Annotated in this window: 22 protein-coding genes and 1 pseudogene; 17 read left to right on the top strand and 6 right to left on the bottom strand. The window is 72.0% G+C overall.

Annotated elements, in window-relative coordinates; translation table 11 throughout:
• Positions 1–2 precede the first annotated feature (2 nt).
• Positions 3–1,121 (bottom strand): transaldolase, encoded by a 1,119-nt coding sequence (tal, locus tag ABZ920_RS05925; protein ID WP_361499218.1) that lies wholly within the window; start codon positions 1,119–1,121, stop codon positions 3–5.
• A gap of 35 nt (positions 1,122–1,156) precedes the next feature.
• A complete protein-coding gene (tkt, locus tag ABZ920_RS05930) occupies positions 1,157–3,259 on the bottom strand; it encodes a transketolase (protein WP_361499220.1) in 2,103 nt (700 codons plus the stop codon).
• A 372-nt stretch (positions 3,260–3,631) separates the two neighbouring features.
• On the opposite strand from tkt, the gene ABZ920_RS05935 reads away from it, so the two are divergent.
• From ABZ920_RS05935 to ABZ920_RS05945, 3 genes and pseudogenes are all read left to right on the top strand, one after another.
• Positions 3,632–4,618, top strand: coding sequence for a heme o synthase (locus ABZ920_RS05935; protein ID WP_361499426.1), 987 nt, complete (start codon positions 3,632–3,634; stop codon positions 4,616–4,618).
• Positions 4,619–4,757: 139 nt separating this feature from the next.
• Positions 4,758–5,090, top strand: a complete 333-nt coding sequence (locus ABZ920_RS05940; protein WP_361499222.1) for a hypothetical protein — start codon at positions 4,758–4,760, stop codon at positions 5,088–5,090.
• A 125-nt stretch (positions 5,091–5,215) separates the two neighbouring features.
• Positions 5,216–6,347: pseudogene (locus tag ABZ920_RS05945) on the top strand (amidohydrolase family protein).
• 43 nt (positions 6,348–6,390) lie between these two features.
• On the opposite strand, the gene ABZ920_RS05950 reads toward ABZ920_RS05945, so the two are convergent.
• From ABZ920_RS05950 to ABZ920_RS05965, 4 genes are all read right to left on the bottom strand, one after another.
• Positions 6,391–7,401: a COX15/CtaA family protein gene (locus tag ABZ920_RS05950; protein WP_361499224.1), complete on the bottom strand. Its 1,011-nt coding sequence runs from the start codon at positions 7,399–7,401 to the stop codon at positions 6,391–6,393.
• 45 nt (positions 7,402–7,446) lie between these two features.
• Positions 7,447–8,217, bottom strand: coding sequence for an ABC transporter permease (locus ABZ920_RS05955; protein WP_361499226.1), 771 nt, complete (start codon positions 8,215–8,217; stop codon positions 7,447–7,449).
• Positions 8,214–9,122 carry an ABC transporter ATP-binding protein gene (locus tag ABZ920_RS05960; protein WP_361499428.1) on the bottom strand — a complete coding sequence of 303 codons (909 nt, stop codon included), beginning with the start codon at positions 9,120–9,122 and terminating at the stop codon, positions 8,214–8,216. The genes ABZ920_RS05955 and ABZ920_RS05960 overlap by 4 nt, the downstream gene beginning before the upstream one ends.
• A gap of 100 nt (positions 9,123–9,222) precedes the next feature.
• Positions 9,223–10,035 carry an AAC(3) family N-acetyltransferase gene (locus tag ABZ920_RS05965; protein ID WP_361499228.1) on the bottom strand — a complete coding sequence of 271 codons (813 nt, stop codon included), beginning with the start codon at positions 10,033–10,035 and terminating at the stop codon, positions 9,223–9,225.
• Positions 10,036–10,238: 203 nt separating this feature from the next.
• On the opposite strand from ABZ920_RS05965, the gene ABZ920_RS05970 reads away from it, so the two are divergent.
• The 14 genes from ABZ920_RS05970 (at position 10,239) to ABZ920_RS06035 (ending at position 21,275) form a co-directional block, all read left to right on the top strand.
• Positions 10,239–10,991: a metalloregulator ArsR/SmtB family transcription factor gene (locus ABZ920_RS05970; RefSeq protein WP_361499230.1), complete on the top strand. Its 753-nt coding sequence runs from the start codon at positions 10,239–10,241 to the stop codon at positions 10,989–10,991.
• Positions 10,988–12,409, top strand: a complete 1,422-nt coding sequence (gene sufB, locus ABZ920_RS05975) for a Fe-S cluster assembly protein SufB (protein WP_361499232.1) — start codon at positions 10,988–10,990, stop codon at positions 12,407–12,409. Before ABZ920_RS05970 ends, sufB begins: the two co-directional genes overlap by 4 nt.
• 88 nt (positions 12,410–12,497) lie before the next feature.
• Positions 12,498–13,718: a Fe-S cluster assembly protein SufD gene (sufD, locus tag ABZ920_RS05980; RefSeq protein ID WP_361499234.1), complete on the top strand. Its 1,221-nt coding sequence runs from the start codon at positions 12,498–12,500 to the stop codon at positions 13,716–13,718.
• Positions 13,715–14,044: a non-heme iron oxygenase ferredoxin subunit gene (locus ABZ920_RS05985; protein ID WP_361499236.1), complete on the top strand. Its 330-nt coding sequence runs from the start codon at positions 13,715–13,717 to the stop codon at positions 14,042–14,044. The genes sufD and ABZ920_RS05985 overlap by 4 nt, the downstream gene beginning before the upstream one ends.
• Positions 14,045–14,051: 7 nt before the next feature.
• Complete coding sequence (gene sufC / locus ABZ920_RS05990) at positions 14,052–14,816, top strand: Fe-S cluster assembly ATPase SufC (protein WP_361499238.1); 765 nt, start codon at positions 14,052–14,054, stop codon at positions 14,814–14,816.
• Positions 14,813–16,069 carry a cysteine desulfurase gene (locus ABZ920_RS05995; RefSeq protein ID WP_361499239.1) on the top strand — a complete coding sequence of 419 codons (1,257 nt, stop codon included), beginning with the start codon at positions 14,813–14,815 and terminating at the stop codon, positions 16,067–16,069. Before sufC ends, ABZ920_RS05995 begins: the two co-directional genes overlap by 4 nt.
• A 99-nt stretch (positions 16,070–16,168) precedes the next feature.
• Entirely contained in the window at positions 16,169–16,636 is a 468-nt protein-coding gene (gene sufU / locus ABZ920_RS06000; RefSeq protein WP_361499241.1) for a Fe-S cluster assembly sulfur transfer protein SufU, read from the top strand.
• Positions 16,633–16,965 (top strand): metal-sulfur cluster assembly factor, encoded by a 333-nt coding sequence (locus ABZ920_RS06005; protein ID WP_361499243.1) that lies wholly within the window; start codon positions 16,633–16,635, stop codon positions 16,963–16,965. Before sufU ends, ABZ920_RS06005 begins: the two co-directional genes overlap by 4 nt.
• 125 nt (positions 16,966–17,090) lie before the next feature.
• On the top strand, positions 17,091–18,080 hold the full coding sequence (dapD, locus tag ABZ920_RS06010) for a 2,3,4,5-tetrahydropyridine-2,6-dicarboxylate N-succinyltransferase (protein ID WP_361499245.1): 990 nt from the start codon (positions 17,091–17,093) through the stop codon (positions 18,078–18,080).
• A 352-nt stretch (positions 18,081–18,432) separates the two neighbouring features.
• A complete protein-coding gene (locus tag ABZ920_RS06015; RefSeq protein WP_361499247.1) occupies positions 18,433–18,567 on the top strand; it encodes a hypothetical protein in 135 nt (44 codons plus the stop codon).
• Entirely contained in the window at positions 18,564–19,442 is an 879-nt protein-coding gene (locus ABZ920_RS06020) for a hypothetical protein (protein WP_361499249.1), read from the top strand. The genes ABZ920_RS06015 and ABZ920_RS06020 overlap by 4 nt, the downstream gene beginning before the upstream one ends.
• Before the next feature lie 53 nt (positions 19,443–19,495).
• The gene (locus ABZ920_RS06025) at positions 19,496–19,912 is read left to right on the top strand and encodes a phage holin family protein (RefSeq protein ID WP_361499251.1); all 417 of its coding nucleotides are present in this window, start codon (positions 19,496–19,498) and stop codon (positions 19,910–19,912) included.
• Positions 19,909–20,415, top strand: a complete 507-nt coding sequence (locus ABZ920_RS06030) for a DUF3618 domain-containing protein (RefSeq protein WP_361499253.1) — start codon at positions 19,909–19,911, stop codon at positions 20,413–20,415. The genes ABZ920_RS06025 and ABZ920_RS06030 overlap by 4 nt, the downstream gene beginning before the upstream one ends.
• A 248-nt stretch (positions 20,416–20,663) precedes the next feature.
• A complete protein-coding gene (locus ABZ920_RS06035) occupies positions 20,664–21,275 on the top strand; it encodes a helix-turn-helix domain-containing protein (protein ID WP_361499255.1) in 612 nt (203 codons plus the stop codon).
• Positions 21,276–21,285 lie beyond the last annotated feature (10 nt).

A 21,285-nucleotide genomic window follows, 5' to 3' on the forward strand; every position in this document is an offset into this window, starting at 1 on the left:
TCTCAGCCCTCCGCGGGGGCGAGGCGCTGGAGCTCCGCCTCGGTCGACTTGAGCAGGTCGTTCCAGGACGTCTCGAACTTGTCGACGCCCTCGTCCTCCAGCAGCTGGACCACCTCGGCGTACCCGATGCCGATCCGCTCCAGCGCGTCGAGGTCGGCGCGGGCCTGCTCGTAGGTGCCCCTGATGGTGTCGCCGCGGATCTCACCGTGGTCGGCGACGGCCTCCAGGGTGGCCTCCGGCATGGTGTTGACCGTGTTGGGGGCCACCAGCTCCTCGACGTACATGGTGTCCTTGTACGCCTTGTCCTTCACACCGGTGGAGGCCCACAGCGGACGCTGCTTGTTCGCGCCCGCCTTCTCCAGCGCGGTCCAGCGCTCCGAGGCGAAAACCTCCTCGAACGCCTGGTACGCGAGCCGCGCGTTGGCCACGCCCGCCTTGCCGCGCAGGGCCTTGGCCTCGTCGGTGCCGAGCGCGTCGATCCGCTTGTCGATCTCGGTGTCCACACGGGACACGAAGAAGGAGGCCACGGAGTGGATCTGCGACAGGTCCAGGCCCTTCTCGCGCGCCTTCTCCAGGCCCGTGAGGTAGGCGTCCATGACCGCGCGGTAGCGTTCCAGGGAGAAGATCAGCGTGACGTTGACGCTGATGCCGTTGGCGATCGTCTCGGTGATCGCCGACAGGCCCGCCTGGGTGGCGGGGATCTTGATGAGTGTGTTAGGGCGGTCCACCAGCCAGGCCAGCTGCCGTGCCTCGGCGACGGTGGCCTTGGTGTTGTGCGCGAGGCGCGGGTCGACCTCGATGGAGACCCGGCCGTCGCGGCCGCCGGTGGCGTCGAAGACGGGGCGCATGATGTCGGCGGCGTCCCGGACGTCCGCCGTGGTGATCATGCGGATCGCCTCTTCGACGGTCACCCTGCGGGCGGCGAGGTCGGACAGCTGCTGGTCGTAGCCGTCACCCTGGGAGATCGCCTTCTGGAAGATCGTCGGGTTGGTCGTGACGCCCACGACGTGCTGCTCGTCGATCAGCTCGGCGAGGTTGCCGGACGTGATCCGCTTGCGCGACAGGTCGTCCAGCCAGATCGCGACGCCCTCGTCGGAAAGGCGCTTCAGTGCGTCTGTCATGGAAAGAGTCATCTCCTACGTGTCGTATATGAGCGTCAGCGCTGGGCGGCGGCGAGGGATTCCCGGGCCTTTGCGGCCACGTTCTCCGCGGTGAACCCGAACTCGCGGAAGAGGACCTTGCCGTCGGCGGAGGCACCGAAGTGCTCCAGGGAAACGATGCGACCGGCGTCTCCCACGTACTTGTGCCACGTGAGCCCGACACCCGCCTCGACCGCGACGCGCGCCCTGACGGCAGGCGGCAGCACGCTGTCCCGGTACCCCTGGTCCTGCTCCTCGAACCACTCCACGGACGGCATGGACACCACGCGGGTGGGAACGCCGTCGGCCTGGAGCTGCTCCCGCGCCTCGACGGCGACGTGCACCTCGGACCCGGTGGCGATCAGGATCACCTGCGGCTCCGCGCCGTCCCCGTCGGGTCCTTCGGCCTCGAACAGGACGTAGCCGCCGCGCGCGGCGTCGTCGTTCGGCTCGTACGTCGGCACGCCCTGACGGGTCAGCGCCAGCCCGTGCGGGGCGCCCTTGCCGAACTCCTTGGTCCAGCGGCGCTGGATCTCGCGCCAGGCGATCGCGGTCTCGTTGGCGTCGGCCGGGCGGACGACGTTCAGGCCGGGGATGGCGCGCAGCGAGGCCAGGTGCTCGACCGGCTGGTGGGTCGGGCCGTCCTCGCCGAGGCCGATGGAGTCGTGCGTCCACACGTACGTCACCGGCAGGTGCATCAGGGCCGACAGGCGCACCGCGTTGCGCATGTAGTCGGAGAAGACGAGGAACGTGCCCCCGTAGACGCGGGTGTTGCCGTGCAGCGTGATGCCGTTCAGCTCCGCGCCCATGGAGTGCTCGCGGATGCCGAAGTGGATCGTGCGGCCGTACGGGCTCGCCTCCGGGAGCGGGTTGCCCGCCGGGAGGAACGACGACGTCTTGTCGATCGTCGTGTTGTTCGAGCCGGCCAGGTCGGCGGAGCCGCCCCACAGCTCGGGGATCACCTCGCCGAGCGCCTGCAGCACCTTGCCGGAGGCGGCGCGGGTGGCGACGGCCTTGCCGGCCTCGAAGACCGGGATCTTCTCCTCCCAGCCGGTGGGCAGCTCGGCGGCGCTGATCCGGTCGAACTCGGCGGCGCGCCGGGGATTGGCCTCGCGCCACTCCTGCAGGCTCTTCTCCCAGGTGGCCTTGGCCTGGCGGCCGCGCTCCAGGGCCTGGCGGGTGTGGTTCAGGACCTCCTCGGAGACCTCGAAGGTCCGCTCCGGGTCGAAACCGAGGACGCGCTTGGTGGCCGCGACCTCCTCGTCGCCCAGCGCCGAGCCGTGTGCGGCCTCGGTGTTCTGCGCGTTCGGGGCGGGCCAGGCGATGATCGAGCGCATCGCGATGAAGGACGGCCGGTCGGTGACGGACCTGGCCTCCTGCAGCGCCGCGTAGAGGGCCTGCGGGTCGAGGTCCCCGTTCTCCCGGGGCTCCACCCGCTGCACGTGCCAGCCGTAGGCCTCGTAGCGCGCGGTGGTGTCCTCGGAGACGGCCGTCTCGGTGTCGCCCTCGATCGAGATGTGGTTGTCGTCCCACAGCAGGATCAGGTTGCCGAGCTTCTGGTGACCGGCCAGCGAGGACGCCTCGGCGGAGATGCCCTCCTGCAGGCAGCCGTCACCGGCGATGCAGTAGACGAAGTGGTCGAAGGGCGACTCGCCCTCGGGGGCGTCCGGGTCGAACAGGCCGCGCTCGTAGCGGGCCGCCATCGCCATGCCCACCGCGTTGGCGACACCCTGGCCGAGCGGACCGGTCGTGGTCTCCACGCCCCGGGTGTGCCCGTACTCCGGGTGGCCCGGCGTCTTCGAGCCCCAGGTGCGGAAGGACTTGAGGTCGTCCAGCTCCAGGCCGAAGCCGGCCAGGTACAGCTGGGTGTAGAGGGTCAGGGAGGAGTGGCCGGCGGACAGCACGAAGCGGTCGCGCCCCACCCACTGCGGATCGGCCGGGTCGTGCCGCATCACCTTCTGGAAGAGGGTGTAGGCGGCGGGGGCCAGGCTCATCGCCGTACCGGGATGGCCGTTGCCGACCTTCTGTACGGCGTCGGCGGCCAGGATGCGCGCGGTGTCCACCGCGCGCTCGTCCAGCTCGGTCCACTCGAGCTCTGTGGTGGTCGGCTTGGTGCTCACCCTGGGTCAGGGCTCCTCTCCACATGTCGGTTGCCGGGGTACGTGCGCCCACCGGCTGCCGGCGCATCGGCGCCGGCCGGCCGCTGTTGAGCCTATCCCCTAACAACCTGCCTTTTTCCGCGTCGCCGCGGAGTGCCGGGACTCTCCGAACTTCCGCCTGTCCACCGGCCCGCATCCCATTCGACACATGAATACGACGGCGCTCATCCGACTGCTCAATCGAGCGTCCGTACGCCCCGTCGGGCCACACGGTCCAACACCACCGGACCCCCGCGAATGTCCGGGTCTGGGCAACGTCTACAGTGGCGTGGTACGCGCGAGCCTTTACCGTGCATTCACAGGGGAGGGCTCGCTGGGATGTCTCTGTCAGGGGTGTGCGTGACGGCCGTCGAATCCCGTCCAGCGGATGGGGGTCCCTCCCGTGCCGTCCAGGCAATGGGGGAACTCGGTGCGAACGAGAGCCCGATCCGCCGGCCGTTCGGGACCCGCGTCAAGGCATTCGTGGCGCTGACCAAGCCGCGGATCATCGAGCTGCTGCTGATCACCACCGTTCCGGTGATGTTCCTCGCGCAGCAGGGCGTGCCCGACCTGGGGCTGGTGCTGCTCACCTGCCTCGGCGGCTACCTCTCCGCGGGCGGCGCGAACGCGCTGAACATGTACATCGACCGCGACATCGACGCCCTGATGGACCGCACCTCGCAGCGTCCGCTGGTCACCGGAGCGGTCAGCCCGCGCGAGTGCCTGGCCTTCGGCATCACGCTGGGCGTGGTCTCGACGCTGCTGTTCGGCCTCACGGTCAACTGGCTGTCGGCGTGGCTGTCGCTCGGAGCGCTCCTCTTCTACGTCGTCGTCTACACGATGATCCTCAAGCGGCGCACCTCGCAGAACATCGTCTGGGGCGGCATCGCCGGCTGCATGCCGGTCCTCATCGGCTGGTCCTCGGTCACCGACTCCCTGTCGTGGGCGCCGGTCATCCTCTTCCTGGTCATGTTCTTCTGGACGCCGCCGCACTACTGGCCGCTGTCCATGAAGGTGAAGGACGACTACGCGCGCGTGGGCGTGCCGATGCTCCCGGTCGTCGCCTCCAACAAGGTGGTCGCCCGGCAGATCGTGGTCTACAGCTGGGTGATGGTCGGCGTGTCGCTGCTGCTGACGCCGCTCGGCTACACCGGCTGGTTCTACACCGCGGTGGCGCTCGCGGCGGGCGGCTGGTGGCTGTGGGAGGCGCACGCGCTGCAGAACCGCGCCAAGGCCGAGGTGACCGGCGCGAAGCTCAAGGAGATGCGCCTGTTCCACTGGTCCATCACCTATGTGTCGCTGCTGTTCGTGGCGGTCGCGGTGGACCCCTTCCTGCGGTAGTTCCCGCGGTCGGGGGCGCCGGGCCTCCGAGCGCCCCCGGGTGACGGGGCACCGGGCCGGACGGGTGGGCGGGGGAGCGTGGTCAAGGCCACGGACCCCGCCCGTCGCCGTCCGCTCTACCCGTCGGTAGCATCTGGGCATGGCAGACACGCAGCAGGTTGAGCCCGGAGCCGAGCGCAAGGTGGCGCGGCTCGCCAAGCAGATCAGCTCCTTCGCCAGGGCCCACGGCGGCGCCGAGGGCCAGGTGGCCTACCTCGGGCAGTGCGGCGCCCGCATCGTCCTCGTCGGTGAGGACGGCGCCTGGGGCGACGTCGTGGCCCCCAGCCACGCCCTCGCCCAGCGGGCGGTGGAGAAGGCCGGCATCACCGTCCACGAGACCTTCGACGGCGAGTTCGCGGCCAAGGTGCGGACGGGCCCGTACGAGTGGACGCGCATGGCGGGCATCCAGGTGGGCGGCCCCAGCAACGGCTGACGGCCGCCGGACGGCCGTACGCCGCGGAGCAACACCTGACGCCGGCTTCACCCGTTGGGACCGTAGGAGCGGGGGGCCCGGCGACGGGCCCCGGGGAGCGCACGGTCCGGCCCCGGGGATTCCGGATGACCGAAACGCCGTCCCTCGTGGACCAGTACTGCCCGGCGTGCTGAGAACGGAGCTGGGCCTCGGCACGTTCGAGGCCCGGCTCGCCCGGCCGAGGGCCCGCCCGCGGCGGGCACCACCCTGCTCGACACGCGGACCGGCTTCGCCGTCCGCCGCCGGTGCCCTCCGCTGCTCGGTCTGGAGCCGCACTGCCCACCGGCCCGCTACCCCGCCCGGCGCCGCGAGCTCGGGGTCCTGGAAGCCGGCCGCAGACTGCTGCGCGGCAGCGGCATCACCACCTGTCTCGTGGACACCGCCCTGCCCGGCGATCTGACCGGGCCCACCGAGATGGCGTCCACGGGCGACGCCGCCGCCCACGAGATCGTCCGTCCGCCTGGAGCTCCTCGGCGAGCAGGTGGCCGACACCTCCGGCACCGTCGAGTCCTTCCTCGCCCCACCTCGCCGAGTCGGTGCAGGGCGCCGCCGCGCACGCCGTCGCCTTCACCCGCGTTGCGGGCCTGCGCCACGGCCTGGCCCTCGCGCCCGAGCCGCCGGGACCCGGGGAGGTGCGGGGCGCCGCGGCCCGCTGGCCGGCCGCACGCCGGGCCGGGGACGAGCTGGGCGATCCGGTGCTGCTGCGGCACCTGCTGTGGATCGCCGTCGCCTCGGGACGGCCGCTCCAACTCCACGCCGGGCCCGGCGAGCCGGGCCCGCGCCGGCCTTGCCGACCCGGTGCTGCTGACCGGGTTCGTCCGTGCCACCGCCGGCCTCGGCACCGATCTCGTCCTGCTGCACGGCTACCCGTACCACCGCCACGCGGCCCACATCGCCGACGTCTTCCCGCACGTGACGCCGACTCGGGCGCCGCGCCGGCGCGCACCCGGGGCCCGGGCCGCGACGGTCCTGGCCGAGATCCCGGAGCTGGCCCCCTTCGGCAAGGTCCTGTTCCCCAGCGGGGCTCAGGGGCTGCCCGAGCTGCACGAGGTGGGGGCGCGGCTGTTTTGCGAGGCGCTGGACCGGGTGCTCACCGCCTGGGTGGCCGAGGGAGCCTGGTCGCCGGGGGACGGCCAGTGGGTGGCGCGACTGATCGCCGCGGACAACGCGCGGAGGGTCTACGGGCTGGACCGAGCCGCTGCGCCCGCGTCGGACTGAGCCACCGCGCCCGCGTCGGACCGAGCCGCCGGGCCCGCCCGCGTCAGACCTTCGTCAGGGCCGCCGCTGCCGACGAGGGACCTGACCGGTCCGCCACCGCCACGGGGCGCTCGCGCAGCGACAGCAGCACCCGCAGCACCCCGATCCACACCAGGCACGACCCCAGCATGTGCGCGCCCACCAGGACCTCCGGCAGGTGGGTGAAGTACTGCACGTAGCCGATCACGCCCTGCGCGAGCAGGACCAGGAACAGCTCGCGGGTGCGGCGCAGCGGGCCGCTCGGCGCGTCGACCGCCTTGAGGACGAACCACAGGGCGAACGTCAGCGACACCACGATCCAGGCCAGCACCGCGTGCAGCTTGGTGACCGCCTCCCAGTCGACGGGGATCCGCGGTACCTGCTGGGAGTCGCCCGCGTGCGGGCCCGCCCCCGTGACGACCGTGCCCGCCGCGACCAGCAGGCCGGCGGCGACGGTCAGGAACCACACCAGCTGCTGCACGGCCTTGCCGACCAGCGGCCGGGGCGCCGCGTCGCCCTCCCGGGTGCGCTGCCACATCACCGTGGCGACCGTGATGAGCGCCGTGGACAGCAGGAAGTGCGCCGCGACGGTGTACGGGTTCAGGCCGACGAGGACCACGATGCCGCCGAGCACCGCGTTGCCCATGACCACCCAGAACTGCGCCCAGCCCAGCCGCGTGAGGCCACGCCGCCACGGCTTCTGCGAGCGCGCCGCGACGATCGCCCAGCCGACGGCCGCGCACAGCACGTACGTCAGCATGCGGTTGCCGAACTCGATGACGCCGTGCAGGCCCATCGCGCTCGTGGTGGTGAGCGAGTCGGCGGTGCACTTGGGCCACGTCGGGCAGCCGAGGCCGGAGCCGGTCAGCCGGACGGCGCCGCCGGTGACGACGATGACCACGGCCATCACGAGCGCGGCGAGGGCCGCGCGCTGGACGGTCCGCGGGCGGGGGGTCCAGCGTGCGGCGACGAAGGCGAGCGGGTTGCGCGCCGCGGACGCGGCGTCGGCACGGGTCAGGTTCGGCACGTCGTCCATGGTAGGGGGCCGCTTGTGCACACTTTCACGAGGGTCCACCGCCGGCTACTCCCAGCGGAAGAACCGGCCGGCGGCCGCGAGCCCCGCGACCGCCCACACGGCCAGCACCGCCAGGTCGCCCCACGGCATGCCGGCGCCGTGCTGGAGCACGTCCCGCAGCCCGTCCGACAGGGCGGAGATCGGCAGCAGCCCGAGCACGTCCTGGGCGGCGGAGGGGAACTTCTCCAGCGGGACGATCACGCCGCCGCCGACGAGCAGCAGCAGGAAGACCAGGTTCGCGGCGGCCAGCGTGGCCTCCGCCTTGAGGGTGCCCGCCATCAGCAGGCCGAGCCCCGAGAAGGCGGCCGTCCCGAGGACCAGCAGGAGGACGACGGCCGCCGCGCTGCCGTGCGGGGACCAGCCCAGGGCGAACGCGATCACCGTCAGCAGGACGATCTGCAGGACCTCCGTGACCAGCACCGACGCCGTCTTGGCCGTCATCAGGCCCCAGCGCGGCAGCGGCGAGGAGGCCAGCCGCTTCAGCACCCCGTAACGGCGCTCGAAGCCGGTGGCGATGGCCTGCCCCGTGAACGCCGTCGACATCACGGCGAGGGCCAGGACGCCGGGGGCGAGGAAGTCGACGGCCTCGCCCGCGCCGGTGTCCACGATGTCCACCGAGCTGAACACCACGAGCAGCAGCGTCGGGATGACCACGGTCAGCAGCAGCTGCTCGCCGTTGCGCAGCAGCATCCTCGTCTCCAGCGCCGCCTGCGCCGCGATCATGCGGTGCAGCGGGGCGGCGCCGGGCTTCGGCGCGTAGGTGCCGGTGGCGGTCATGAGCGCAGCTCCTTGCCGGTCAGCTCCAGGAAGACGTCCTCCAGGCTGTGCCGCTCCACGGAGATCCGGTCCGGCATCACCCCGTGCTGCGCGCACCACGACGTGACCGTGGCGAGCAGCTGCGGGTCGACCTTGCCGACGATCCGGTAGGAGCCGGGCGTCAGCTCGGCGGCGGCGCAGTCCGCGGGCAGCGCCTTCAGCAGGGACCCGACGTCCAGGCCCGGGCGGCCGGCGAAGCGCAGGGTGTTCTCGGCGCCGCCGCGGCACAGCTCCTCCGGCGACCCCTGGGCGATGACCCGGCCGGCGTCGATGATCGCGACGTCGTCGGCGAGCTGCTCGGCCTCCTCCATGTAGTGCGTCGTGAGGACGACGGACACGCCGTCGTCGCGCAGGTCGCGCACCAGGTCCCAGGTGGCCCGGCGGGCCTGCGGGTCCAGGCCCGCCGTGGGCTCGTCGAGGAACACCAGCTCGGGGCGGCCCACCACGGCCATCGCCAGGGCCAGGCGCTGCTGCTGCCCGCCGGACAGACGGCGGTACGACGTCCGCCCGCAGGAACCGAGCCCCAGCCGCTCGATCAGGGCGTCCACGTCCAGCGGGTGGGCGTGCAGCCTGGCGACGTGGCGCAGCATCTCGTCCGCCCGCGCGCCGGAGTACACGCCCCCGGACTGGAGCATCACGCCGATGCGGGGGCGCAGCTCGGCGGACTGTCCCACCGGGTCGAGGCCCAGGACGCGCACCGTGCCGGAATCCGGCTTCCGGTACCCCTCGCAGGTCTCGACCGTGGTCGTCTTGCCCGCGCCGTTGGGACCGAGCACGGCGGTCACGCCCGCCCGGGCCACCAGGTCGAGGCCGTCCACCGCGGTCTTCGTGCCGTACCGCTTCACCAGGGCCCGAACCTCGATGATCGGGTGTGTCGCGAAGCGTCTCCCGGGGGGGTGGTGGTCGGGAGACGGGTGGGCGGGCTCACTTCGCATGACTCCAGAGTCTAGGTAGGTCCCGCCGGGCTCAGACGCGCGGGTGCGGGAACTCCTCCTCCCGGGGCCGGTGCAGCGCGAGCCACCGCTGCGCGTAGGCCACGGCGTCCGCGACGGGGAACAGCCGCACGTCGGCCGCGCCCACCCTGCCCCGCAGGACCGGACGGTCGCGTTCGAAGTCGTGGCCGAGTTCGTCGAACCCCTCGGAGCTGATCGACACCTCGGTCACGACCTCCCACCCGTCAGGACCGGGCCGGCCCACCGCGGCGAGTGGCGCCGGTATCCGGTACTCGGCCAGGTGGAAGCTGGTGCACGAGCCGTATCCGGCGCCGAGCAGCAGGACCCGGGCGCCGAGCGTCTCGAGCGCGGCCAGCGGGCTCCGCTCGCCGAGCCGGCAGTCCCGGGCGTGCCCCCGGACGATCCGGGCGGCGCGCGGGCCGACCGCGGCGAAGGAGGTGTGGGGGTGGGCGCTGCGCAGGGCGCCCGGCCAGGTGCGGACCGTCTCCGGCACCACCCCGACGCCGAGCGAGGGCGTGGTCAGCGGATCGTAGACGGGCATCGCGGCCCGGATGCCCTCCCACCACTCCTCGGGCACCGGGGGATTGCTCCACCCCGCCGGGTCCGTCAGGTGGCCGGACTGGGTGGGGACCACGAGGGTGCCGTCCGGGCCGAGCGCGTCGAGCAGCCCCTGGACGACCGTGACGACTCCGCCGCAGACCCAGCCGAGCGACCTCAGTGAGGAGTGCACCAGCAGGGTCTCCCCGGGGCGGACGCCCGCCTCGCGCAGTTCGGCGGCGAGGCTGTCCCGGGTCACGAGTGGGCCGGTCGGGAAGGGTTTCGGCATGGTGGAGCAGTCTTCCGCAAGCGAAGTCCAGGCGCCAGCGGCGGCCGGCCGGACCGGGCCCGGCGACCGGCCCGACCGGGCCCGCTGCCGAGCCGCCCACCGTCTCCGCAGGTCGCATTAGGCGGACCTAAGTGACGCAGGGCACCGTCCGCTGATCCGGACGGCGCTTGTCACTGTCTCGGGAATTACGCAACAATGGCGTTGTGAAAAACGTCGGCGAGGCTCGGGAGACCCCCACGGGGGCCCCTCAGGAGGAGTCCGCGACCGGTGAGCGCTCCACGCGCAACCGCGTCGCGCGGTCCGTCCTGGACCACGGCCCGTCGACCGTCGCCGAGCTGGCCGGGCGGCTGGGACTCACCCAGGCGGCCGTACGGCGCCATCTGGACGCCCTGACCGCCGACGGCGTCGTGGAGGCGCGGGAGCAGCGGGTCTACGGCACGCGCACGCGTGGCCGCCCCGCCAAGGTCTTCGCCCTCACCGACTGCGGCCGGGACGCCTTCGACCAGTCGTACGACAAGCTGGCGGCGGACGCTCTGCGCTTCATCCAGGAGCGGTTCGGCGGGGACGAGGCCGTCGTCGCCTTCGCGCGCGCGAGGTTCGCCGGGCAGGCGGCCGCCTACCGCCGGGCGATCGAGGCCGCCGGTCCCGACGAGCGCGCCGGAGCGCTGGCCAAGGCGCTGACCGCGGACGGGTACGCTGCTACCGCGCGGAGCGCGCCCGACCCCCGGCAGGGTGAGCAGCTGTGCCAGCACCACTGCCCGGTCGCCCACGTCGCCGAGCAGTTCCCCCAGCTGTGCGAGGCCGAGACCCAGTTCTTCGCCGAGCTGCTGGGCACCCACGTCCAGCGGCTGGCCACCATCGCGCACGGCGACGGCGTCTGCACGACGTTCATCCCGAAGACTTCCAAGACCCATCAGAACGCATCCGCAAGCACGGCCGGGAGGAACCCCGCATGACTCTCCCCACGGAGACTGCCCACCCCGAACTCGAGGGCCTGGGCAAGTACGAATACGGCTGGGCCGACCGAGACGTGGCCGGCGCGTCGGCGCGCCGCGGTCTGAACGAGGAGGTCGTCCGCGACATCTCGGACAAGAAGTCCGAGCCGGAGTGGATGACCAAGCTGCGTCTGAAGGGCCTGAAGCTCTTCGAGAAGAAGCCCATGCCGAACTGGGGCTCGGACCTGTCGGGGATCGACTTCGACAACATCAAGTACTTCGTGCGCTCCACGGAGAAGCAGGCGGAGTCCTGGGAGGACCTGCCCGAGGACATCAAGAACACGTACGACAAGCTCGGCATCCCGGAGGCGGAGAAGCAGCGCCTCGTCGCGGGTGTCGCGGCCCAGTACGAGTCGGAGGTCGTCTACCACCAGATCCGCGAGGACCTGGAGGAGCAGGGCGTCATCTTCCTCGACACGGACACCGCGCTGAAGGAGCACCCGGAGCTCTTCAAGGAGTACTTCGGCACGGTCATCCCCGCCGGTGACAACAAGTTCGCCGCGCTGAACACGGCCGTGTGGTCCGGCGGCTCCTTCATCTACGTGCCGAAGGGTGTGCACGTGGAGATCCCGCTCCAGGCCTACTTCCGCATCAACACGGAGAACATGGGCCAGTTCGAGCGGACCCTGATCATCGTCGACGAGGGCGCCTACGTGCACTACGTCGAGGGCTGCACCGCCCCGATCTACAAGTCGGACTCGCTGCACTCCGCGGTCGTCGAGATCATCGTCAAGAAGAACGCCCGCTGCCGGTACACGACCATCCAGAACTGGTCGAACAACGTCTACAACCTGGTCACCAAGCGCGCCGTGGCCTACGAGGGCGCGACCATGGAGTGGGTCGACGGCAACATCGGCTCCAAGGTGACGATGAAGTACCCGGCCGTCTACCTGATGGGCGAGCACGCCAAGGGCGAGACCCTGTCCATCGCCTTCGCCGGCGAGGGCCAGCACCAGGACGCGGGCGCCAAGATGGTCCACATGGCCCCCAACACCTCGTCCAACATCGTCTCCAAGTCGGTGGCGCGCGGTGGCGGTCGCACCTCCTACCGTGGTCTGATCGAGATCGGCGAGGGCGCCGCCGGGTCGAAGTCGAACGTGCTGTGCGACGCGCTGCTCGTCGACACCGTCTCCCGCTCGGACACCTACCCCTACGTGGACGTCCGTGAGGACGACGTGTCCATGGGCCACGAGGCCACCGTCTCCAAGGTCTCCGACGACCAGCTCTTCTACCTGATGAGCCGCGGCCTGTCGGAGAACGAGGCCATGGCGATGATCGTGCGCGGCTTCGTCGAGCCGATCGCCAAGGAGCTGCCCATGGAGTACGCGCTGGAGCTCAACCGGCTGATCGAGCTGCAGATGGAGGGCGCGGTCGGCTGACGCGCCGCCCGTCCCCGTTAGCAGACGGCCCGCCCCCGGGCGGGCCGGTGATCGCACCCGTTTCAAGAAAGCGAGCAGAACGACAGCCATGGCTGAGGCCCAGAACTCCCCCATCCCCGGATCCGCCCGGGCGGGTGGCCCCCCACCCGTGGGGTCGACGACCTCCGGCTCGATCGCGGTGGCCGCCGAGTCGACCGTCGCCACGCGCATGAGTGCGCCGCCGTCCTTCGACGTGGCGGACTTCCCGGTCCCCCACGGCCGTGAGGAGGAGTGGCGCTTCACCCCGCTGGAGCGGCTGCGCGGCCTGCACGACGGGACCGCCGTCGTCACCGGCGACGGCGTCAAGGTCGAGGTGCAGGCGCCCGAGGGCGTCACCGTCGAGGCCGTCGGCCGCGACGACGTGCGGCTCGGCCGCGCGGGCGTCCCGGCGGACCGCGTCGCCGCCCAGGCGTACTCCGGTTTCGAGAAGGCCTCGGTCGTGACCGTGCCGAAGGAGACCGTGCTCACCGAGCCGGTCCGCATCGCGGTGCACGGCCAGGGCGGGACCGCCTTCGCCCACCAGGTGATCGAACTCGGCGCGTTCGCCGAGGCCGTCGTGGTCATCGACCACACCGGTGACGCGGTGCTCGCCGCCAATGTCGAGTACGTCCTCGGCGACGGCGCCAAGCTGACCGTCGTCTCCGTCCAGGACTGGGACGACAAGGCCGTCCACGTCGCCCAGCACAACGCCCTCGTCGGCCGGGACGCCTCGTTCAAGTCGGTCGTCGTCACCTTCGGCGGTGACGTGGTCCGCCTGCACCCGCGCGTGGCCTACGCCGGCACCGGCGGCGAGGCCGAGCTGTTCGGCCTGTACTTCACCGACCAGGGCCAGCACCAGGAGCACCGCCTCCTGGTCGACCACAACACCCCGCACTGCAAGTCGAACGTCGTCTACAAGGGCGCGCTCCAGGGCGACAGCGCCCACGCGGTGTGGATCGGCGACGTGCTCATCGAGGCCAAGGCCGAGGGCACCGACACCTACGAGATGAACCGCAACCTGGTCCTGACGGACGGCGCGCGGGTCGACTCGGTCCCGAACCTGGAGATCGAGACCGGCGAGATCGTCGGCGCCGGCCACGCCAGCGCCACCGGCCGCTTCGACGACGAGCAGCTCTTCTACCTGATGGCCCGCGGAATCCCCGAGCTCGAGGCGCGGCGCCTCGTCGTCCGCGGCTTCTTCGCCGAGCTGGTCCAGCAGATCGGCGTCGGCGACATCGAGGAGCGCCTGCTCGTCAAGATCGAAGAGGAGCTGGAGGCGTCGGTCGCATGACTGACTCATCGGCGTTCGTCCGCGTCTGCGGGCTGGGCGAGCTGGAGGAGGACACCCCGAAGCGGGTGGAACTCGACGGCACGCCCCTCTCGGTCGTCCGGACCGCGGGCGAGGTGTTCGCCATCCACGACATCTGCTCCCACGCGAACGTCTCGCTCGCCGAGGGCGAGGTGGACGACTGCCACATCGAGTGCTGGCTGCACGGCTCGCGCTTCGACCTGCGCTCCGGCAAGCCCGACAGTCTTCCCGCGACGCGCCCCGTCCCCGTATACCCCGTAAAGATCGAAGGGGACGACGTGCTCGTCTCCCTCACCCAGGAGTCCTGAGGCACCCATGGCAACGCTTGAAATCCGAGACCTGCACGTCACCGTCGAGGCCGACAACGCCACGAAGGAGATCCTCAAGGGCGTCGACCTCACCGTGAAGCAGGGCGAGACGCACGCCATCATGGGCCCCAACGGCTCGGGCAAGTCGACCCTCGCCTACTCGCTCGCGGGTCACCCCAAGTACACGATCACCGGCGGCACCGTGCTGCTCGACGGCGAGGACGTGCTGGAGATGTCCGTCGACGAGCGCGCCCGCGCGGGCCTGTTCCTGGCCATGCAGTACCCGGTCGAGGTGCCCGGTGTCTCCGTCTCCAACTTCCTGCGCACCTCCGCCACCGCGATCCGCGGCGAGGCGCCCAAGCTGCGCACCTGGGTGAAGGAGGTCAAGGAGGCCATGGAGCGCCTGCACATGGACCCCTCCTTCGCCGAGCGCAACGTCAACGAGGGTTTCTCCGGCGGTGAGAAGAAGCGCCACGAGATCCTCCAGCTGGAGCTGCTCAAGCCGAAGATCGCGATCCTCGACGAGACCGACTCCGGCCTGGACGTCGACGCGCTGCGCGTGGTCTCCGAGGGCGTCAACCGCGTCCGCGAGTCCGGCGAGGTCGGCACCCTGCTGATCACGCACTACACGCGCATCCTGCGCTACATCAAGCCCGACTTCGTCCACGTCTTCTCCGCCGGCCGGATCGTGGAGTCCGGCGGCGCCGAGCTCGCCGACAAGCTGGAGGACGAGGGCTACGAGGCATACACGAAGGGTGGCGCATCCGCGTGACACAGCTGCCGGGCCTCCTCGACACCGAGGCGATCCGCAAGGACTTCCCGATCCTGGACCGCGTGCTCCACGACGGGAGGAAACTCGTCTACCTCGACAACGCGGCGACCTCGCAGACTCCGCGCCAGGTGATCGACGTCCTGGACGAGTACTACGAACAGCACAACGCCAACGTCCACCGCGGCGTGCACGTGCTGGCCGAGGAGGCCACGGCGCTGTACGAGGGCGCGCGCGACAAGGTCGCCGCGTTCATCAACGCGCCGAGCCGCGACGAGGTGATCTTCACCAAGAACGCCTCGGAGTCGCTCAACCTCGTGGCCAACATGCTCGGCTGGGCCGACGAGCCCTACCGGGTGGATCACGAGACCGAGATCGTCATCACGGAGATGGAGCACCACTCCAACATCGTGCCCTGGCAGCTGCTGGCGCAGCGCACGGGCGCGAAGCTGAAGTGGTTCGGCCTGACCGACGACGGCCGTCTCGACCTGTCGAACCTGGACGAGGTCATCACGGAGAAGACGAAGATCGTCTCCTTCGTGCTGGTGTCCAACATCCTGGGCACCGTGAACCCGGTCGAGGCGATAGTGCGCCGCGCCCAGGAGGTCGGCGCCCTCGTGTGCGTCGACGCCTCGCAGGCCGCGCCGCACATGCCGCTGGACGTGCAGGCCCTCCAGGCCGACTTCGTGGCCTTCACCGGCCACAAGATGTGCGGTCCGACCGGCATCGGCGTGCTCTGGGGCCGGCAGGAGCTCCTGGAGGACCTGCCCCCGTTCCTGGGCGGCGGCGAGATGATCGAGACGGTGTCGATGCACTCGTCGACCTACGCGCCCGCGCCGCACAAGTTCGAGGCGGGCACGCCCCCGATCGCCCAGGCCGTCGGTCTCGGCGCGGCGATCGACTACCTCGACTCGATCGGCATGGACAAGATCCTCGCCCACGAGCACGCGCTCACCGAGTACGCGGTCAAGCGGCTGGCGGAGGTCCCCGACCTGCGCATCATCGGCCCGACCACGGCCGAGGACCGGGGCGCGGCGATCTCGTTCACGCTCGGGGACATCCACCCGCACGACGTCGGCCAGGTCCTCGACGAGCAGGGCATCGCGGTCCGGGTCGGCCACCACTGCGCCCGCCCCGTCTGCCTGCGCTACGGAATTCCTGCGACCACGCGAGCGTCGTTCTATCTGTACTCCACGCCGGCCGAGATCGACGCACTGGTCGAGGGGCTGGAGCACGTAAGGAACTTCTTCGGCTGAGAGGCGTCGACAGACCGTGCTGTGTATGCCCGGGGGACAGTCCCCGGACCCCCGGCCGACAGGCCACGCAACGGACCTGAGATCGCGAGGTTGGTCGTCGTGAAACTGGACTCCATGTACCAGGAAGTCATCCTGGACCACTACAAGAACCCGCACGGGCGTGGTCTGAGGGATGGCGACGCCGAGGTGCACCATGTGAACCCGACGTGCGGCGACGAGATCACCCTTCGCGTGAAGTACGACGGCACGACCATCGAGGACGTCTCGTACGAGGGGCAGGGCTGCTCCATCAGCCAGGCCTCCGCCTCCGTGCTGAACGAACTGTTGGTCGGCAAGGAACTGGCCGAGGCGCAGAGGATCCAGGAGACGTTCCTGGAGCTGATGCAGTCCAAGGGCCGGATCGAGCCCGACGACGCCATGGAGGACGTCCTGGAGGACGCGGTCGCGTTCGCCGGGGTGTCCAAGTACCCGGCCCGGGTCAAGTGCGCCCTCCTGAGCTGGATGGCGTGGAAGGACGCGACGGCCCAGGCGCTGGCCGACGGCGACGCCGAAAGGAAGACGGCATGAGCGACACCGTGGAGATGAAGCCGGCCTCGGAGGAGGAGCTCCGTGAGGCCCTGATGGACGTCGTCGACCCCGAGCTGGGCATCGACGTCGTCAACCTCGGCCTGATCTACGGCATCCACATCGACGAGGCCAACATCGCCACCGTCGACATGACGCTGACGTCGGCGGCCTGCCCGCTGACGGACGTGATCGAGGACCAGGCCAGGTCCGCCACCGACGGCCTCGTCAGCGAGCTGCGCATCAACTGGGTCTGGATGCCGCCGTGGGGCCCGGACAAGATCACCGACGACGGCCGCGAGCAGCTGCGCGCGCTCGGGTTCAACGTCTGAGACCCACCGGCCGGTGAAACGGCGGCGTCCCCCCGCGGGACGCCGCCGTTCCGCGTCTCCGCCCCGCGGCCCGGCAGGTGAGACGCGGTTCGCACGTGCCGCGCCGGCCACGTTAGGTTTCCCCTATGACCGACACGACTGCTCCTCGCCCCACCGGCGCCGTGGCCGCCGGCCTCGCCACGATCGCCTCCGACGGCACCGTCCTCGACACCTGGTTCCCCGCGCCCGAGCTGGCAGCCGAGCCCGGCCCGTCCGGCACCGAGCGGCTGTCCGCGGAGCAGGCCACGCAGCTGCTCGGCGGCGGCGCGACCGCGGCGATCGGGCCGGACGCCCGCCGGGGCGTCGAGGTGGTCGCGGTCCGCACGGTCATCGCCTCCCTGGACGACAAGCCGATCGACGCGCACGACGTCTACCTGCGCCTGCACCTGCTCTCGCACCGCCTGGTCAGGCCGCACGGGCAGAGCCTGGACGGCATCTTCGGCTTCCTCGCCAACGTCGCCTGGACCTCGCTCGGCCCGGTCGCCGTCGACGACGTCGAGAAGGTGCGCCTCAACGCCCGCGCCGAGGGCCTGCACCTGCAGGTGACCTCCATCGACAAGTTCCCCCGCATGACGGACTACGTCGTGCCGAAGGGCGTCCGCATCGCCGACGCCGACCGGGTGCGCCTCGGCGCCCACCTGGCCGAGGGCACCACGGTCATGCACGAGGGCTTCGTGAACTTCAACGCCGGCACGCTCGGCACCTCCATGGTCGAGGGCCGCATCTCCGCCGGTGTCGTGGTCGGCGACGGCTCGGACATCGGCGGCGGCGCGTCCACCATGGGCACCCTGTCCGGCGGCGGCAACGTGATCATCTCCATCGGCGAGCGCTGCCTGATCGGCGCCGAGGCGGGCGTGGGCATCGCGCTCGGCGACGAGTGCGTGGTCGAGGCCGGCCTCTACGTCACCGCGGGCACCCGCGTGACCATGCCCGACGGCCAGATCGTCAAGGCGCGTGAACTCTCCGGCGCCTCCCACATCCTCTTCCGCCGCAACTCGGTCACCGGCGCGGTCGAGGCCCGCCCGAACAACGCGGTGTGGGGCGGTCTGAACGAGATCCTGCACAGCGCCAACTGACGGCCGGCGGCCGTGCGCCCCGGGGCCGCCCCGCGCGGTTCTGCCCGCCGCCGAGCCGTCGGCGCGTGTCCGCCCCTGGGCCGCCCCCACCCGCCGCCGAGTCGTTCGGCGCCGGTCGCCGCACAACGCCCTCCCATCGCTCCTTCCGGCGGCCCGGGAGGGCGTTGTGGCGGGACGGGCGGATCCGCGGACGGCGTCCCGGCCGGACGGCGGTCCCCGTGAGCCGGTGGGGTGCCTGCCGGACACGCCCGGCGCCGGCGCGGCGTCCGCCGGGCCGGCCCCGATGGGCGGACCGTCCGCCGGTGAGTCACCATGGCCGTACGGTCACCGACGCGCGGTCATGGGAGGCGCCATGAAGCTCGGCAAGGCACTGGCCACAGGAGTGGCGGAGGAGCGGCCGGAGATCACCGACGAGGGACCCGAAGCCCCCGACAAGGTCGAGGAGTCGCAGGCCGCCGCCCATGAAGAGGTTCCGGCGGCACGATGAGGCTGCGGCTGCCCGCGGAACACCCGGCCCAGCCGCCGGCCGGATACAAGATCGCCTACCCGGTGCTGTCCCCGGACGGCGCCCGGGCCGGGTTCACCGGCGTGTCGCTCGGCGGGGCGCTGCCCTACGGCGTCCTCGACGACGCGGCCTGCGTCTACGGCCGCCGGCACCGCCCCCCGGCCCGCCTGTGCGACTGCGGTTTCCACTGCGTGCACGACCGGGCGGCGGCGGAGGCGCTGCTGTGCACGGCCGAGCACCGGGCGGCCGTTCTGCTGGAGGTGTCGGTCCTCGGCCCCTACATCCGCTTCGAGCGCGGCTACCGCTACGCCCGTCAGCGGGTCCGCACGGCGACCGTCGGTCCGTGCGTGTGCGGCCGGCCCGCGACGGCGCTGGCCGACGCGGGCTGGGGCAGGCCCGGCGGGCGCGTCCTCGCCGCCGCGTGCGGCGGGTGCGTGCGCGGCCGCAGGGCCCTGACGCTCGCCGGATTCGCCCGGCTGGCCGGGCACGGACTGCGGGTGGTGACCGTCGCGGGCGGCGCGGTCCGGGCCGCCGCGCCCGGCGATCCGGTCCGGCCCGAAGGCGATCCGGCCCGGCCCGAAGGCGATCCGGGCCGGGCCGATGAGCCGGCCGGACCCGGTGACCCGGGCCGGCCGGGCGGCCGGGGCGAGCCTGCCGGGTCCGGTGGCCCGGACGCATGTGACACACCGTCATACGGCGCCGCCCGTGACGCGCGGTCCCGTGGGCCCAGTTCCCATGACGGCCTCGGCGTTCCCGAACTCGTCGCCGAGGCGGCCCTGTTGCAGGCCCGCCTCGACTGGCTTCAGACCCAGCTGGCCCGGCTCGGCGACCACGGGCCGGGCGGGGTCCAGGGGTAGCGCGGGTGTCCGGGGGTACCCGATTGTTCCGGACCGAGAGGAGGCGGAGGACCGTGACCGGGACCATGCAGACCAGACCCGCCCGCGACGAGCAGTCCGTGGGTGAACTCGTCCACCAGGCGACGGAACAGCTCTCCCGGCTCGTGCGGCAGGAGATGGCCCTGGCCAAGTCGGAGCTGGCCGAGAAGGGCCGCCGCGCCGGGCGTGGCGGCGGCATGATCGGCGCTGCGGGCGCCATCGCCCATGTCGGGTTGATCGCCCTCGCCGGCACGGCGACCGCCGCCCTCTCGCTGGCGCTGCCCGTGTGGGCCGCGGCACTGATCGTGACGGCCGTGTTCTTCGCGGTCGCGGGGGTGCTGGCCGTGACCGGCCGTTCCCAGCTGCGCCGTGCCGCGCCGCCCACACCGGAGGAGACGGTCGGCAGTGTGAAGGCGGACGTCCAGACGATCAGGGAAAGGGCGCATCGATGACGCACAGGACGCAGGGGGCGGGCGGCGGCTCCACACCGGCCGCCGGCGCGAAGGGCCCCGACGAGCTGCGGGAGCAGATCGAGCAGACCAGGAGCCAGCTCGGCCACACCGTCGAGGAACTCGCGGCGAAGGCCGACGTCAAGGGCCGCGCACGGGCCCGCGCGGCCGATCTGCGGGACAAGGCCGGGGCGATGACGGTGCAGCTGCGCAGCACCGCCGCGCAGGCCGGCCACAAGGTGCAGGCCACGGCGGCCAGGGCCGGCCACAGCGTCCAGGAACGGGCGTCGCGGGCCGGTCACACCGCGCAGGAGAGGGCGGCGCGGACCGGGCACACGGTCCAGACCCGGGCCGGCCAGGCCGGCCACACGGTCGAGCGCACCCTGCCCGGCCCCGTCCGCACCGCCGTGCGGGTCTGCCTGCGCAACCCGCGCGCGCTGATGATCGCGGGTGCGGCCGGCGCGGTCCTCCTCACGGCCGGCGTGCTGGCACGCCGGCGCCACTGACGCGGCAGACGGCGGCACACGACCCGCCCCGGCAGCCCAGGCCACCCCCGACTTCGTCGGGGGTGGCCCTTTTCGTGCGGGGAGGGCGGGCAGCCGGCCCGGCGTCCTCACCCGGTCCGCCCGCGCCTGCCCGGTGGGACTCGAACCCCATCAGCCAGTGGCCCGCCCCGCCCCGTCCCTCCGCGAAGGACGCTACCGAACACACCAACAGTCTGGACAAGAAAAGTTTTCGGTGAGAGGGTGGACCCATGCTCGACGTGACCGTGATCGAGGACCCCGGGGCCGCCGCCGTCTGCCTGGACCCCGTGCGGGCCCGGCTGCTCGCCGAACTGGCGGCCGGACCCGCTTCCGCCGCCATGCTGGCGGGAAGGGTGGACCTGCCCCGGCAGAAGGTGAACTACCACCTCAAGGCGCTGGAGCGGCACGGCCTGGTCGAGCTGGCCGGGGAGCGCCGCAAGGGGAACGTCACCGAGCGGCTGATGCGCGCGACCGCCGCGTCGTACGTCATCTCGCCGCTCGCCCTGGCACCCGTGCAGCCCGATCCGGACCGCTTCCGCGACCAGCTCTCCGCGCGCTGGCTGCTCGCCCTCGGCGCCCGCCTGGTCCGGGACGTCGGCTCGCTGGTCACCGGCGCGGCCAGGGCCCGCAAGCGGCTCGCGACCTACGCGCTGGACGGCGAGGTCCGCTTCGCCACGGCCGCGGACCGCGCCGCGTTCGTCCAGGAGCTGACGGCCGACGTCGCCGCCCTGATCCGCAAGTACGACGCACCCGAAGCCGGGAACGGCCGCGACCACCGGATCGTCGTGGCCCTCCATCCCACGGTCAAGGAACCCACCGCCCCGCAGCCCGACGCCCCGTGAACAGGAGCTG

This window comes from Streptomyces sp. NPDC046831 (genome assembly GCF_040645305.1).
GTDB lineage: Bacteria > Actinomycetota > Actinomycetes > Streptomycetales > Streptomycetaceae > Streptomyces.